Source organism: Granulicella sp. WH15, assembly GCF_009914315.1.
Taxonomy (GTDB): domain Bacteria; phylum Acidobacteriota; class Terriglobia; order Terriglobales; family Acidobacteriaceae; genus Edaphobacter.
The window spans coordinates 4113168-4126857 of the sequence record NZ_CP042596.1 but is presented as its reverse complement, the minus strand read 5'-3'; the positions used below and the strand labels follow the sequence as shown (position 1 = coordinate 4126857).

General features: G+C 62.3%; 14 protein-coding genes. 10 read left to right on the top strand and 4 right to left on the bottom strand.

The window, feature by feature from the left end:
• Positions 1-64 precede the first annotated feature (64 nt).
• Complete coding sequence (locus FTO74_RS17115) at positions 65-979, top strand: alpha/beta hydrolase (protein ID WP_162539229.1); 915 nt, start codon at positions 65-67, stop codon at positions 977-979.
• 257 nt (positions 980-1236) lie between these two features.
• On the opposite strand, the gene FTO74_RS17110 is transcribed toward FTO74_RS17115, so the two are convergent.
• The 3 genes from FTO74_RS17110 to FTO74_RS17100 form a co-directional block, all read right to left on the bottom strand.
• Positions 1237-3144, bottom strand: coding sequence for a (Fe-S)-binding protein (locus FTO74_RS17110; RefSeq protein ID WP_162539228.1), 1908 nt, complete (start codon positions 3142-3144; stop codon positions 1237-1239).
• Positions 3145-3349: 205 nt separating this feature from the next.
• Complete coding sequence (locus FTO74_RS17105) at positions 3350-3634, bottom strand: hypothetical protein (protein ID WP_162539227.1); 285 nt, start codon at positions 3632-3634, stop codon at positions 3350-3352.
• A gap of 71 nt (positions 3635-3705) precedes the next feature.
• Complete coding sequence (locus tag FTO74_RS17100; protein ID WP_162539226.1) at positions 3706-3978, bottom strand: hypothetical protein; 273 nt, start codon at positions 3976-3978, stop codon at positions 3706-3708.
• Positions 3979-4086: 108 nt separating this feature from the next.
• On the opposite strand from FTO74_RS17100, the gene FTO74_RS17095 reads away from it, so the two are divergent.
• The 7 genes from FTO74_RS17095 to FTO74_RS17065 all read left to right on the top strand — a co-directional run bounded on the left by FTO74_RS17095 (position 4087) and on the right by FTO74_RS17065 (position 11314).
• Entirely contained in the window at positions 4087-4266 is a 180-nt protein-coding gene (locus FTO74_RS17095; protein WP_162539225.1) for a hypothetical protein, read from the top strand.
• A gap of 38 nt (positions 4267-4304) precedes the next feature.
• Entirely contained in the window at positions 4305-5003 is a 699-nt protein-coding gene (locus FTO74_RS17090) for a site-2 protease family protein (RefSeq protein WP_162539224.1), read from the top strand.
• Between the two features lie 360 nt (positions 5004-5363).
• On the top strand, positions 5364-6569 hold the full coding sequence (trpS, locus tag FTO74_RS17085) for a tryptophan--tRNA ligase (RefSeq protein ID WP_255462349.1): 1206 nt from the start codon (positions 5364-5366) through the stop codon (positions 6567-6569).
• On the top strand, positions 6566-7504 hold the full coding sequence (locus FTO74_RS17080; RefSeq protein WP_162539223.1) for a segregation/condensation protein A: 939 nt from the start codon (positions 6566-6568) through the stop codon (positions 7502-7504). Before trpS ends, FTO74_RS17080 begins: the two co-directional genes overlap by 4 nt.
• Positions 7505-7794: 290 nt before the next feature.
• Positions 7795-9414: an inorganic phosphate transporter gene (locus FTO74_RS17075; RefSeq protein ID WP_162539222.1), complete on the top strand. Its 1620-nt coding sequence runs from the start codon at positions 7795-7797 to the stop codon at positions 9412-9414.
• Positions 9415-9541: 127 nt separating this feature from the next.
• Positions 9542-10636, top strand: a complete 1095-nt coding sequence (scpB, locus tag FTO74_RS17070) for an SMC-Scp complex subunit ScpB (RefSeq protein ID WP_162539221.1) — start codon at positions 9542-9544, stop codon at positions 10634-10636.
• Positions 10637-10720: 84 nt separating this feature from the next.
• Entirely contained in the window at positions 10721-11314 is a 594-nt protein-coding gene (locus FTO74_RS17065; RefSeq protein WP_162539220.1) for a hypothetical protein, read from the top strand.
• Positions 11315-11317: 3 nt separating this feature from the next.
• Here FTO74_RS17065 and FTO74_RS17060 read toward each other — a convergent pair whose 3' ends face one another.
• The gene (locus FTO74_RS17060; protein ID WP_162539219.1) at positions 11318-11818 is read right to left on the bottom strand and encodes a hypothetical protein; all 501 of its coding nucleotides are present in this window, start codon (positions 11816-11818) and stop codon (positions 11318-11320) included.
• 125 nt (positions 11819-11943) lie between these two features.
• Between FTO74_RS17060 and FTO74_RS17055 the strand changes: the two genes are divergently transcribed.
• Positions 11944-12864 (top strand): pseudouridine synthase, encoded by a 921-nt coding sequence (locus FTO74_RS17055; protein ID WP_162539218.1) that lies wholly within the window; start codon positions 11944-11946, stop codon positions 12862-12864.
• Between the two features lie 324 nt (positions 12865-13188).
• Positions 13189-13665, top strand: coding sequence for a peptide-methionine (S)-S-oxide reductase MsrA (gene msrA, locus FTO74_RS17050; RefSeq protein WP_174242237.1), 477 nt, complete (start codon positions 13189-13191; stop codon positions 13663-13665).
• Positions 13666-13690 lie beyond the last annotated feature (25 nt).

Here is a 13690-nt window from a genome sequence, read left to right as displayed (position 1 = left end):
TGTCCGTTTTTATCCCTTTTATCCGGGTTGGGCTTTTCTTTCCTTGCTGGACTAATATGTTCCGATGCGATCGCCTGTGCTCTCTCTTGTCCTCTCTATCTTTGTCTTGGCCGCGCCGGCGCTGGCCCAGCAGCCCACACTCCTGCTCTGGCCCAACGGCAACCCCGAGCCCACGAAGGTTGTCGGCCCGGAGATTGACCCGAGCACCGACGCTAACCGCATAGTCTCGGGCAAGGTCGCTATCCGGGTCACCAATGTCAGCAAGCCCAGCCTGACGGTCTTTGCGCCGCCTGCGGGTAAAGGCAATGGCGCGGCGGCGCTGGTCTTTCCCGGCGGCTCCTACATACGGCTCTCGTGGAACGTCGAGGGCACCGAGGTCTGCGACTGGCTCAACTCTATCGGGATGACCTGCATCCTGGTCAAGTATCGTGTGCCCGAGGACGGCCACTACCCGGCGAACGTGGAGGACCTTGAGGACGCCCAGCAGGCCATGCGTCTGACTCGCGCACACGCCGCCGAGTGGCATATCGACCCGAAGCGCATCGGGGCTATCGGCTTCTCGGCTGGGGCGCACCTGGCCGCTGCGCTCAGCACGCATCCGGACTTTCAGGGGAAGAACGTTCCGCCCTCGACCATCGACGCCCGGCCTAACTTCCAGATGATTATTTATCCCGGCTGGCTCAGCGCGAAGAACGGTAAAGTTGATCCTTCGCTGGCGATTCCGCCGGAGCTTCCGCCTACGTTTCTGGTGCAGGCGGAGAACGACTACACGGCTCATGTGGAGAATGTTTTGATCTACTTTCAGGCGCTGAAGGATGCGAAGATTCCAGCGGAGCTGCATGTGTTTACGCAGGGTGGGCATGGCTTTGGTCTGAGGCCGACGGATAAGCCGATCTCTCGCTGGCCTGCGCTGGCTGAGGATTGGCTGCATACGATTCATATACTGGGCCAGCCGGGGCCCGTGCCTCAGCCGGATTAAGAACAAGAGCAAGGCGAAACGGGGAAAAAGGGATAAAAGGGATAAGAGCGGAGCCTTGAGGTCTTTGCCTTTCACGCGAAGCGTCGAGAACCGCACGAAGTGCCGCCAGCCCGGCGTGAGGGCGCTCTTGCTTTTGAGGTTGAGAAAAGAAAGCATACCTCGGGGGCTAAAGCCCGCATTGGTGGCGGGTTTTAATGTCGGGGCTAAAGCCCCGACCTACCTCAGAAGCAAATGCCAATGCCGTCCTGTAGGAAAGATTAGTTCCTCGGAGGCAGTGCCCGTGCTGTAAGCTGCGCGATATCGAGCAGCTTCGGCGGGGCATCCGAGACTGCCGAGAGCGCGTCGCGGAACATTGTGTTGCAGAACGGGCAGGCGGTGCCGACGGTCTGCGCACCGGTCTCCGTCAGTTCGCGGGCGCGGACGTGCGAGACGCGCTCTCCGGACTCTTCGCCCAGGAAGGCCAGCCCGCCACCCGCTCCGCAGCAGAAGCTGCGCTCGTAGGAGCGTGGAGCTTCGACCAACGTTCCCGCCGCTGCGACGGCTGCCCGGGGCTCCTCGTAGACATCCCGATAGCGACCCAGGTAGCAGGGGTCGTGGTAGACGATGGATTCGCCGCTTGTCTGCTTGGGTAAACGGGATTGGTGCCGCGCCATGAACTCGGAGTGGTGCTCGATCTGGGGAGCGATGCCGACCTCGCGCCAGTCGCTGGCGATGGTGCGGACGCAGTGCGGGCAGATGGCCACGATCTTCTGTACCTTCGCGGACTCGAAGGCCTTCAGGCCGGACTCGGCGAGATTCTGGAAGACGAGGTCGTTCCCCAGGCGGCGGGCTGGGTCGCCGGTACACTTTTCTTTCTTCAGGACGCCGAAGCTGGTGCCGAGATACGTCATTACGCGGGCGAAGTCGGCGATGATCTCGCGGCCCTTGGGGTCGTAGCCGCCCATGCAGCCCAGCCACAGGCAGTACTCCTGCGTGCCGTCGAAGATAGGGAAGGCCTCTTTCTTGATGAACTTGTCGCGCTCCAGCGAACTGAGGCCGAGGGCGTTGCCGTTCTTTTCGAGGGCCAGGAAGAGCTTGGTTCCGTAGTTGTCCTCCCATGCGCCGGTGTTGGTGGCCCCGCGCCGTAGGCCGATGAGGATGGGCAGGTGCTGGATGCCGACCGGGCACTGGAACTCGCAGGAGCCGCAGGTGGTGCACTCGAAGGCGGCTTCCATGGAGAGGGGCTTTGATTCGGCAAGGAGCGGCACTTCGGAGGAGGGGGAGAACTCGTTCAGGTAGGAGCGCAGGCCGAGGATGATCTCCTTTGGGTTCAGCACCTTGCCGGTGGTGGAAGCAGGGCAGTGTTCAGTACAGCGGCCGCACTCGACGCAGCTATAGGCTTGCAGCGAGATGAGCTGGGTGACGTCTTTGCCGGTGACCAGGCCGAAGTCTTCGTCGCCGCTGAGGGGCGGGATCTTCGAGAAGCCGTCGCGCTTGAGGAAGACCGTCAGCGGGCTGAGGACGAGGTGCAGGTGCTTGGTGTGTGGGATCAGCGGCAGGAAGACCAGCAGCGCGAGGGTGTGGGCCCACCACAGGGCTTTGAGGGCGGGGCTGGACTCGGCGACCGCGAAGGCCCCGAGGTAGGTGACCATCAGGAGGAAGATGAGCAGCGAGATGAAGCCCGACTCGTAGCTGACCTTGCTGCCTAGCCAGATGGGTCGGACGAAGAAGCGCCGGATGAAGAGGCCGGTGATGGAGACTGCGACCAGTACGGCCCACGCCGCGGCGAAGAGGAAGTAGAACCGGCCGAGCGCGCTGGCGGGCGGCAGGAAGCCGAGCCGGAGGCCGGTGGCGAAGTGGTTGAGCGAGACCAGCGCGAAGGCCAGGAAGCCCCAGAAGACGAAGGCATGGGCGATGCCGGGGGCGGGGCGTTGCTGGATGACTTTGGCCTGACAGAGGACCTCCCAGACGAAGGTCCAGACGCGGCGGCCTAATGGGCGTAGGGAGAAGTCGGCGTCCTTTTTGGAGTGGAGGATGGTGCGGAAGATGGGGCCGAAGCGCCAGAAGAAGAGGCCGCCGGAGAGGACGATCAGCAGAACCAGCACGGCCATCTCGGTGGGCGAGAAGTGCTGCGGCTCGGCGAAGGTTGTGAGGGGAAGCAGAGAGAGCGCGAAGATCCCGGTCATGCAAAACCCGCCGCAAACGCTGCCTTGGAGGGCGCAGCGTTCGTACTCCGGAATCTACACTATGGCGTCAAAGACTGTCCTGCGGAGTATGGGGGCTAACGCAAAGATCCTCCCGTTGGTCGGAAACGAGAATCTCGCTTCCGACCAACGGGAGGACCTCAGAAGATCATCCTGCCCATGCAGCCCCGAGGACCGCACGAAGTGCCTAGTAGCTGATGAATTCGTTGCTGCCGCGCTTCAGGCGGACGCCGTTGATGGCGAAGACGACCGCGAGAATCACGGTGGTCAGGTTCCAGTAGAAGACCGGGTGAGCCCAGCCGGGCGAGTAGGTGAGATCCTGACCGGACCAGAGCGAGAGCAGGGTGGAGACGATGATGCTCTGGAACGAGAGGACCAGGAAGAGCTGGCCGCGGCGGCGGCGACGGTCGAGCTGCTCGACTTCGTCGGGGGTCAGGCTGCGTTCCGCTACGGGGATCAGTGTGTTGGCCATCGGTCTCGTCTCTCTCCTGCTGCTGTTCGGGAATCTATGGAGCTATTAAAACACAGTGCCGGGGCTTGGTGTTACAGGAAGGCCACGGACTGGATTCCGGCGACGTCGAAGCGCTTGCGGCAGCGGACATTTTTGCAGCCGACGAGGTCGTCGCGGCGGACCATGTAGCTCTGGGCCTTGGCGAAACGGGCGCGGTCGCGCTCGTCGGCACCCCGGCCAAGCTGGGATTTTTTGCGGCGGACGAGCCATCCCAGCTCGTACTCGCCCTGCTGGCCGCAGTGCGGGCAGGTCATGATGTGAGTGCGGGTCTCCGGGCGCTCGTCAAAAAAATCGCGTTCTTCCATGAGTCACCTCTTTTGCCGTTCTGGCCGGTTCGGCGCGGTTTGATGCTGCCGCCGAAAGATGAGTATTGCATACTGGGGGGCAGGATTGCAGCTAACGGGGGCGGTGGAATGACGGCGAAGAAGCGGGTTTTTTCGGTGGTGAAGGCGGTGAAGGAGAACGCGCGGGAGCGCGTGGGCAGCCCTCCGCCGGAGCGGGTGCTGCCCGATCCGAAGCAGAAAGCGGCGGCCAAACCGAAGCATAAGGAGACGCTGGCCGACCTGCTCGAAAAGCGGGCGGGCGATGAGTAGATGGGCGAGTAAGCGAGGCAAGAGGGTAAGCTGGACGTATGAGTCTTGAAGTCGCGCTCGCGGTGTTTGAGTTCGTGGTCCTTCTGCTGGCAATCTCGCTGCACGATTCGGTACAGGCGTGGATGGCCGCGCGGCTGGGCGATCCGACGGCGAAGATGATGGGGCGCATCTCGCTGAATCCGCTGCGCCACTACGACCTGCTGGGCACGGTTATTTTTCCCATCGTGTTTCTCTTTCAGAGCCCGCTGGTGCTGGCGTGGGGCAAGCCGGTTCCGATGACGCCGCGCAACTTCCGTCGCGGCTCGAAGGACGAGATGCTGGTCTTTCTGTCGGGGCCGCTGGCGCACCTGGGGGCGGCTGGGGTGTTCCTGGTGCTGCTGCTGGTGCTGAAGCATGTGGTGCCGATGGTGGCGATGTCGCTGCCCGCGGCGGCGGCTCTCTCGCTGCGCAGCCCGGAGGTTTCGACGGAGTTCCTGCCGCCGATCTTTCCGATTGTGCTGTTCTTTTACTACGGGATTCTGGTGAACCTGCTGCTCTTTGCGTTCAACCTGGTGCCGCTGCCGTCGCTCGATGGCGGACGGGTGCTGCGGCACTTTCTGCCGTATAACGCGATGCAGCAGTATGACCGTTGGGGTTTTTACCTGACGATTCTCTTCTTTTTCTTTGGGTTTCGGGTGATTCTGCTCATCATGACGCCGCTGTTGAATATCTTCAATGGGCTGCTTTCGGTGCTTTAGTGCCGGGGAGAAGAAAGCATACCTCGGGGGCTAAAGCCCGCTTCCGTGGCTGGTTTGGATGTCCGGGCTAAAGCCTGGACCTACCCCAGAAGCAACGGCTACAGCAAAGACAGAAGCAGATTCCTCCGCTTCGCTCCTGAATGACAACCAAAAGAACAGGCAAAAGCGCCCTAACGCCGGGCGGGCGGCACTTCGTGCGGTACTGGACGCTTCGCGTAAAAGCAAAGATCTCAAGGCTCCGCTCTTATCCTTTTTTTCCTTTTTATCCCCGTTTGCTCTGTCCTTTTTCCAGGGGAGCAACGACTCTGCCAATGCAGCTCGGCTATTGCGATCATTTACCATTGCCGTTTGAAGCAGTAAATGATTCTGACTGGCGAAGTGACCATCAAGATGAACGAAGTAACGGCAAATCGGCCGCGGGTTCTGAGCGGAATGCGGCCCACGGGCAAGCTGCACCTGGGCAACTATATGGGTGCGCTCTACAACTGGACCCGGCTCCAGCACGAGTACGAGTGCTACTTTTTTATCGCCGACCTGCACGCCCTGACCACGAGCTACGAGGACCTGAGCCGTCTCAAGGAGAATATCCGCGAGGTCGCGCTGGACTTTCTGGCTGGTGGCCTCGACCCCGAGCTCTGCACGATCTTCGTGCAGAGCGACGTCCCGGCGCACTCCGAGTTGCACACCCTGCTGAGCATGTTTACCCCGCTGGGCTGGCTGGAGCGGGTGCCTACTTATAAGGATCAGCAGGAGCAGCTTCGCGAGAAGGATCTGGCGACCTATGGGTTTCTGGGCTATCCGCTACTGCAATCGGCGGACATTCTGCTCTACCAGCCGGACTTTGTGCCCGTGGGGCGCGACCAAGCCGCTCACGTCGAGCTGACGCGAGAGGTGGCGCGGCGGTTCAACCAGCTCTATCCCGGCAGCTTTTATATGGCCGAAGGAGCAGCTCCGTGGGAGCTGGAGGCGGTCAAAACCAAGGCCCGTAAGCTGGCCGGACAGCCGAATAAGAGCGAGTTCACGCCGCATGAGCTGATCGCGGCGGCTCCGCAGACCAAGCTGAAGTCGGCCTACGGAACTCGAACAATTTTGCCCGAGCCAGACGTGCTGCTGACGCCTTCGCCGCAGCTTCCGGGCGTCGATGGCCGCAAGATGTCGAAGAGCTACGGGAATACGATCCTGCTCTCGGACACCGAGGCGGATATCCGGTCGAAGCTGAAGACGATGGTGACCGATCCGGCGCGTGTCTACCGGACCGATGCGGGGAATCCCGATGTGTGCCCGGTCTTTGCGCTGCACAAGCTCTTTTCGACCGAGGAGACGCAGGCCGAGGTACGGGTCGGCTGCACGACGGCGGGGATCGGGTGCATCGAGTGCAAGGGTTGGGTCGCCGATGCGATGGTGAAGGAGCTGGCTCCCATCCAGGAGCGGCGGCGCAAATTTGAGGCAGACCCGGATCTGGTGGAGGATATCCTCTACCAGGGCGGGACGCGGGCTCGTGCGCGCTCGGAGCAGACGATGCGTGAGGTGGGCGAGGTGATGGGGTTGAGGGCGCGACGCGTATGAGTGATGAGAAGGTTCAGCCTGAAGCGACGGTAGAAGCGGCTGCCGCGCCGGAACAGCCAGCCCCGGAGCCGTTCAACCTGGAGCCGAAGCCTGTTCCGCCGCCTCCGCCCGAGCCGAAGAAGGCTCCCGTGTCCAAAGAGAAGACCAAGGATGACGGGTCGGTGTCGCCGTTTTCGATCACCGTGGGCCAGGTCTACGACGGACCGATGGACCTGCTGCTGGACCTGATCCGCAAGCAGAATATCGACATCTACGACATTCCTATCGGGCGGATTACGGCGCAGTTCCTGGAGTACACGCACCATTTGCGCGACTCGGACGTGGACGCGGCGGGCGAGTTCGTCTACACGGCCTCGCTGCTGATTCACATCAAGAGCAAGATGCTGCTGCCGAAGGACCCCACGGGCGTCGCCGAGGGCGAGTCGGACGATCCGCGGCTGGAGCTGGTGGAGCGGCTGTTGGAGCATGAACGCTTCAAATCCGCCGCGCAGATGCTGATGCAGAAGCAGCAGGTGGAAGAGGCGACGTGGTCGAACCCGGGGATGCGCGAGTTTCGCGAGGACGAGGCGGCGGAGCCGGAGATCGCGGCCGACACGGTGGACCTGGTGCGGGTCTTTCAGGATATTTTGTCGCGGATGCGGGCGCGGCCGGTGATGGACGTCAACGAGGAGTCGGTGACGGTGGCGCAGATGATCGACTACGTGAAGCGGCGGCTGTTGATGGAGGATCGGCCGATGTCGCTGCGGCGGATGCTGCACAGCACGCATACGGAGCGGGCGCTGATCTGCATGTTTCTGGCGCTGCTGGAGCTGGTGCGGTTGCAGGCAGTGCTGCTGTATCAGCCGGAGCGGCTGGGGGACATCCTGGTCAAGAAGACGGTCGGGTTCGATGAGATCTTCGAGGACCAGTCGGCAGCGCGGGACGACTGGAATTAGCACTTCAGGCGGTTGACACGCGTAGCGTCGAGAACCGCACGAAGTGCCGCCTGTCCGGCGTGAGGGCGCTGCTGCCGTTGTCCCTGAGCTTTTAAAGCCTCATCTTCGAGTGCCCAGTTCACAACGACCCGGCTGGGATAGCCGTAAGTCCTTGTTTATCTGGCGCGTGATGATAGTTGTCGCCGTTTCCGCCGTCTGTGACGGTTGACACAGCCTTAATCGTATCTTCATCTTCCGAGGCCTCTGGGGCGGGTATCTTGGTCGCACTGACTTCCAAGACCAGGTGAATCATGTCAACTTCCGTTACCGGCACCGCCACCCTTCCTCCCACCTCGATCCTCGACGAAAAGATGAAGAAGTCCAACCCCGGCAAGATGGGGATGGTGATCTTCGGTCTGATGCTGGTGGGCGGGCTGGCGTATATCGGCATGAAGCTCTCGGCCGATCTTGCGATCGTGCATAGTGCTTCGGTGTTTCCCTTCCTGCTGCTGGGACTTGCGCTGCTGATCGCGCTGGGATTCGAGTTCGTAAACGGCTTTCACGACACGGCCAACGCGGTGGCGACGGTGATCTATACCCACTCGCTGGAGCCGCATGTGGCGGTGGTGTGGTCGGGCCTGTGGAACTTCATCGGCGTGCTGACCAGCTCGGGTGCGGTGGCGTTCTCGATCATCACACTGCTGCCGGTGGAGCTGATCCTGAAGGTGTCCAAGGGGTCCGGCTTCTCGATGGTCTTCGCGCTGCTGGTGGCGGCCATCCTGTGGAACCTGGCGACGTGGTGGCGTGGTCTCCCGGCGTCCAGCTCGCACACCATGATCGGCTCGATCCTGGGCGTGGGTATCGCGAACCAGATGATGATGGGCAACTCGGGCACGGCGGGCGTGGATTGGGAGCAGGTCACCAAGGTCTTCAAGGCGCTGCTGATCTCGCCGGTGGTGGGTTTTGCGTGCGCGGCGCTGGTCTTCCTGCTCTTCAAGGCGGTCGCCAAGGACCCGCGTCTTTATAAGGCTCCCGAGGGTACGGCTCCTCCGCCGTTCTACATCCGCGCGCTGCTGGTGCTGACCTGCACGGGCGTCAGCTTCGCGCACGGCTCGAACGACGGACAGAAGGGCATGGGCCTCATCATGCTGATCCTGGTGGGCACGGTGCCGACGGCGTACGCGCTGAACCACACGGTGGGCGCAAAAGAGGTCACTACCTTCGCGGCGGTCTCGACGCAGGTGGCCGGAGTGTTGCAGAGCTATGAGCAGCCGGGTGCGGTGCTGGCGGGCGAGCCGGGGCCGGAGATCGAGAAGTTTGTGAGCACGAAGCAGTTCGAGCCGGGCGTTACGGTGGCGATGCAGCAGATGGCGACCGACATCCGCAACGAGGCGACGTCGTACGGTTCGCTGGGCAATGTTCCGGCGGAGATGCAGGCTAACGTCCGCAACCAGATGTACCTGATGAGCGAGTCGCTGCGGCTGCTGCCGAAGTCCGGGCCGAAGATGTCGGATGCGGACCTGAAGGTGGTGGCGAACTACCGGAGTTTCCTGGATAAGTCGACCAAGTTCATTCCGAGCTGGGTGAAGGTGGCCGTGGCGCTGGCGCTGGGCCTGGGCACGATGGTCGGCTGGAAGCGGATCGTGGTGACGGTCGGCGAGAAGATCGGCAAGACGCACCTGACCTATGCGCAGGGCGCTTCGGCTGAGCTGGTGGCGATGTTCACCATTCTGGCGGCGGACAACTACGGGCTGCCGGTGAGCACGACGCATGTGCTCTCGTCGGGCGTGGCCGGTACGATGGCGGCGAACAAGAGCGGGCTGCAGATGTCGACGATCCGCGACATCGCGGCGGCGTGGGTGTTCACGCTTCCGGCGGCGGCGGTGCTCTCGGGCGTCCTCTTCTGGCTCTTCAACATGGTCGGGAAATAAGCGCTCTCCTCAGAGAACTCGAACGACAGCAGTAACAACGACGGCCCCGATTTGGGGCCGTTGTCGTTTTTGTTTGGGCGGGGGAAGGGTCTGGAGGGTCTGGGTTGGTATGCTTAGGGGGTCAATTATGAGCCTTAAAGCGAAGATCGAAGCCGTTATTTATGCCTCCGAAGAGCCGGTAACGCTGGCGCAGCTCGCCGGACTGCTGGGCCTGGAGGCGCAGACCGAACTGGATCGCCTGGATGAACGTCAGCAGATGCTGGCGCTCGAGGTGGAAGAAGAGGCCGTTGAGGCTGAGCTGCTGGAGGTTGTCGAGGAGCAGCTTGAGGCTGAGGTAGCTCCCGCGACTGAGCCGGAGGCGGCGGTCGAAGCTGAGGTGGCTTCCGAAGCTTCGCCGGAGGCTGTTGACGCTCCGGAGGCTGAGCCTGAGACGGTCGCTGAGCCTGAGACGGCTAAGGAGCTGACTAGGGATCAGGAGAAGAATCGGGAGCGGCGGCTACGGGAGTACTTCCGGCAGATCATCGACGAGTTGATCGCCGACTATGCCACGTCGGAGCGCGGGCTGGAGATCCGGGAGGTGGCCGGTGGGCTGCGGATGGCAACCAAGCCCGAGTATCACGATGCCGTGCGCGGGTTTGTGAAGAGCCTGAAACCGGCTCTGAAGCTCTCGCTGCAGGCGCTGGAGACGCTGGCGGTGGTGGCGTACAAGCAGCCGGTGACCGCGCCGGAGGTCTCGGAGATCCGCGGGGTGGACTCGGCCGGAGTGCTGGGGTCGCTGATGGGGCGCAAGCTGATTACGACGGCTGGGCGGAAGCAGGTGATCGGGCGGCCGATTCTCTACAAGACGACCAAGGACTTTCTGCTGCGGTTCGGGCTGAAGGACATTCAGGAGCTGCCGAGCATCGAGGAGTTTGAGAAGATGGCGGGCGAACTGGCCGATATCGAGCCGGTGCAGAAGGAGATTCCGATGGCGGAGCCGGAGACGAAGGAAGAGCGCGACGAGGAGCTGCGCACGGCGGCGGAGCTGGAAGAGGAGCGGTATGCGACCGCGCCGCAGGCCGATGGGGATAGCCAGCCGGTCGATGTGGCGGACGCGGAGATTGTGGATGGTCGGGTCTCGGGGTTGCCGCCTCGTTATGGGGCGGAGGACTCATCCGCGCAAGAGGCGGATGTGCAGCGTGAGGCTGAAACTGGCGTTGGAGTTGGGGAAGAGGACTTGTAGACGCTCGTCTGCGGAGCGGGACGGTCGATGATCTTGTTGTAGCCGTGCAGGGACTATGCAGGGACAAGGAGCGACGTTGACGAGATGATCCTTCCTCAGCCGCAGTCAAACTCGGATCTGTACATGCATGTCCGGGTCGTAATCTCGATGATCGTCGGGCTGTGCATCACCACGCTGCTGAGCGGGTTTGCGCGGTTCGTGCAGCATCCGCGGCGGGAGCACGCGTCGCTGCTGCACCTGGGCTGGGCGGCTTCGCTGCTGCTGTGGATCATTCACTTCTGGTGGTGGGAGTTCCGGCTCTCGGCGGTGCGGGTGTGGAACTTCGGGACGTACTTCTTCATCATCTTTTACGCGATCCTGTTCTATTCGCTCTGCACGTTTCTGTTCCCGACGGACCTGAAGGACTACAACGGGTACGAGGATTATTTTCTTTCGCGGCGGCGCTGGTTCTTCGGTTTTCTGGCGATGACGCTGGTGGCGGATGTGATCGACACCAGCCTGAAGGGCGCGGTTTACTTTCACTCGTTTGGGGTGGAGTACCCGATCCGGATTGTCGGATACCTGGTGCTGTGCGGAGTGGCCTCGTATACGCGGAGCCGCAGGGCGCAGTTGGCTTTTCTGGCGGTCTCGTTTGTGTACCAGGTGTCGTACATCGCTCGGCTTTACGGCACGCAGTGATGCTTATGGGCGAGCGGTGCGGGTGAACTCCTCGGTCCAGGACTGAGGCGGTGCTCCGGCCATGTTGGGAAAGTCTACGGCGAAGTCGATTTTGAGAGATTTGCGGTCGGGGGTGAGCTGCCAGCGCTCGCGGATGCGGACCTGCACGGATGGCGAACTGGGCTGGGGTTTGTTCTCCACAACGGACTGGATGAGCAGGAACTTGTCCTGTGTTTTGGCCTGTCCCTTGCCGGGGAGTCCGGCGGGGCTGGTGTAGGTGCCCTCGGGACCGTTCAGGATGAAGCGGCTGGTGGAGACCTTGCCGCGGTCGGTGCGGGTGATCTCGATCTTGCTGCCAGTCTGGACGACGTGGAGCGTGGGGGCTGCGGGGCCGCCGGGTTTGGCTGGGGAGCCGGTGTAGTCTCCGGCGAAGCTGGGGGCCTGGGCGATGAGGCGGGCCGCCGCGAGAGCCAGCAGGCATACGGTCAGGAGGTGCAGGAGGGGGCGTCGGTTGGGCCGGGTCACGCGGGTCTCCAATTCTGGTGTGGATGGCTCGAACGTATCAGAGTTGCGGGCCGGAACCAAAGGAAAGCGGATTTGCCGGCGATATGGCGGCAAAGTAGTGGCTGGACAGGAGATAATGGAAGTCTATGGCCGAGCAGAACAAACCCGTCCCCAAGCAAGATGCCGAACCGAAGGGTGAGCGGCTACAGAAGATTTTGGCGCAGGCTGGTATCGCCAGCCGACGCAAGGCCGAGGAGATTATCCTCGAGGGCCGGGTGCAGGTGAACGGCACCACCGTGACCGAGCTGGGCACGAAGGCCGATGCTTCGCGCGACCACATCCGCGTGGACGGCAAGCTGTTGCACGGGCCGGAGCAGCAGCGGTACTACATGCTGAACAAGCCGCGCGGCTATGTGACGACGCTGGACGATCCGCAGAAGCGGCCGACGGTGATGCAGTTGATGCAGCAGAAATCGGGGCCGCATGGGGATCAGGTAAGGCTGTATCCGGTGGGGCGGCTGGATTATCTGAGCGAGGGTCTGCTGCTGATGACCAACGACGGTGCGCTGGCCAATGCGCTGTCGAAGGCCGCGACCGGCGTGGAGAAGACCTATCTGGTGAAGGTGAGCGGGAATCCTGAGCCTGCGGGCCTGGATCAGATTCGGCGGGGCATCATGATCGACCGCGGGCGGCTGGATGAGGTGCGCGCGGGGCGGCGGGATCGGATTCTGACGGCTCCGGCCAAGCTGGAGCTGGTGCGCGGCGGAGATAACCCGTGGTTCGAGCTGACCCTGACCGAGGGGCGGAACCGGCAGCTGCGCAAGATGTTCGAAGAGATTGGGCACCATGTGGAGAAGATCCGGCGCATCGGGTACGGGGCGCTGCGTCTGGATGTGCCGCCGGGGGAGTATCGCGAGCTGACGCCGGGTGAGGTGATGGCACTGGATCGCGCGTCCAAGGGCAAAAAGGTGGTGCCGAAGAAGAACCTGCCGGAGTTCGCGAAGCTGAAGTCGCCGGTGAAGCCGAAGGGTACTTCGTACCGTTCTCGGGGCAGTATGGGTAAGTAAGTAGCATGGGGCCTTCCGTTGGTCGGCAGCGAGCATTTTTATTCCCGACCAGCGGGAGGGCCACGCGAAGCTTTAAAAAGGCGTGTGAACGCCTGCCCCGCGCGTAGCGGGCCCGTCCGGCAGGACATCTTTCTTCTTTAGAAACAACAGCAAAAGCGCCCTAGCGCCGGCGGGCGGCACTTCGTGCGGTTATCGACGCTGCGCGTGTTTGCTGCCGTTTGACTATCGTTCTTTTACGGGAACAGAATACTCCTGCTTTTCATCTTGGCCGGGGGACCTTTTGGGTTTCCACGCATCCAAATGAGAGGCAAAAGGAGTTCATCGGTGGCAATTGAAAAAGCAACGTTTGGTGCAGGGTGCTTCTGGGGGGTAGAAGCACGGTTTGGAGAGCTGTTGGGGGTGCTGGATACCGCCGTAGGCTATGAGGGTGGAGAGCTGGAGCACCCGACTTACAAGGAAGTCTGTACAGACCGCACAGGACACGCAGAGGTGGTCGAGGTGACCTTCGACCCGGCCCGGATCAGCTTCGACCGGCTGCTGGATACATTCTTCGCGCTGCACGATCCGACGCAGTTGAACCGGCAGGGGCCGGACTGGGGGACGCAGTACCGCAGTGCGATCTACACGCACTCGGACGAGCAGTTCCGGCAGGCTCGGGAGAAGATCGCTGAGCTGGCGGCCTCGGGAGCGTTCCGGCGGCCTATCGTGACTCAGGTGGCCCCGTCGAAGCGGTTCTGGAAGGCGGAGGAGTATCACCAGAAGTACCTGGAAAAGCGCGGTATGGTGAGCTGCCATATCTGAAGCAGGGAAAAGGAAGTGGAGCGGG

Bases quoted from the DNA above. Each gene is read 5' to 3' on its own strand.
- FTO74_RS17115 (WP_162539229.1), top strand. From the start codon at position 65: ATGCGATCGCCTGTGCTCTCTCTTGTCCTCTCTATCTTTGTCTTGGCC.
- FTO74_RS17110 (WP_162539228.1), bottom strand. From the start codon at position 3,144: ATGACCGGGATCTTCGCGCTCTCTCTGCTTCCCCTCACAACCTTCGCC.
- FTO74_RS17105 (WP_162539227.1), bottom strand. From the start codon at position 3,634: ATGGCCAACACACTGATCCCCGTAGCGGAACGCAGCCTGACCCCCGAC.
- FTO74_RS17100 (WP_162539226.1), bottom strand. From the start codon at position 3,978: ATGGAAGAACGCGATTTTTTTGACGAGCGCCCGGAGACCCGCACTCAC.
- FTO74_RS17095 (WP_162539225.1), top strand. From the start codon at position 4,087: ATGACGGCGAAGAAGCGGGTTTTTTCGGTGGTGAAGGCGGTGAAGGAG.
- FTO74_RS17090 (WP_162539224.1), top strand. From the start codon at position 4,305: ATGAGTCTTGAAGTCGCGCTCGCGGTGTTTGAGTTCGTGGTCCTTCTG.
- trpS (WP_255462349.1), top strand. From the start codon at position 5,364: ATGATTCTGACTGGCGAAGTGACCATCAAGATGAACGAAGTAACGGCA.
- FTO74_RS17080 (WP_162539223.1), top strand. From the start codon at position 6,566: ATGAGTGATGAGAAGGTTCAGCCTGAAGCGACGGTAGAAGCGGCTGCC.
- FTO74_RS17075 (WP_162539222.1), top strand. From the start codon at position 7,795: ATGTCAACTTCCGTTACCGGCACCGCCACCCTTCCTCCCACCTCGATC.
- scpB (WP_162539221.1), top strand. From the start codon at position 9,542: ATGAGCCTTAAAGCGAAGATCGAAGCCGTTATTTATGCCTCCGAAGAG.
- FTO74_RS17065 (WP_162539220.1), top strand. From the start codon at position 10,721: ATGATCCTTCCTCAGCCGCAGTCAAACTCGGATCTGTACATGCATGTC.
- FTO74_RS17055 (WP_162539218.1), top strand. From the start codon at position 11,944: ATGGCCGAGCAGAACAAACCCGTCCCCAAGCAAGATGCCGAACCGAAG.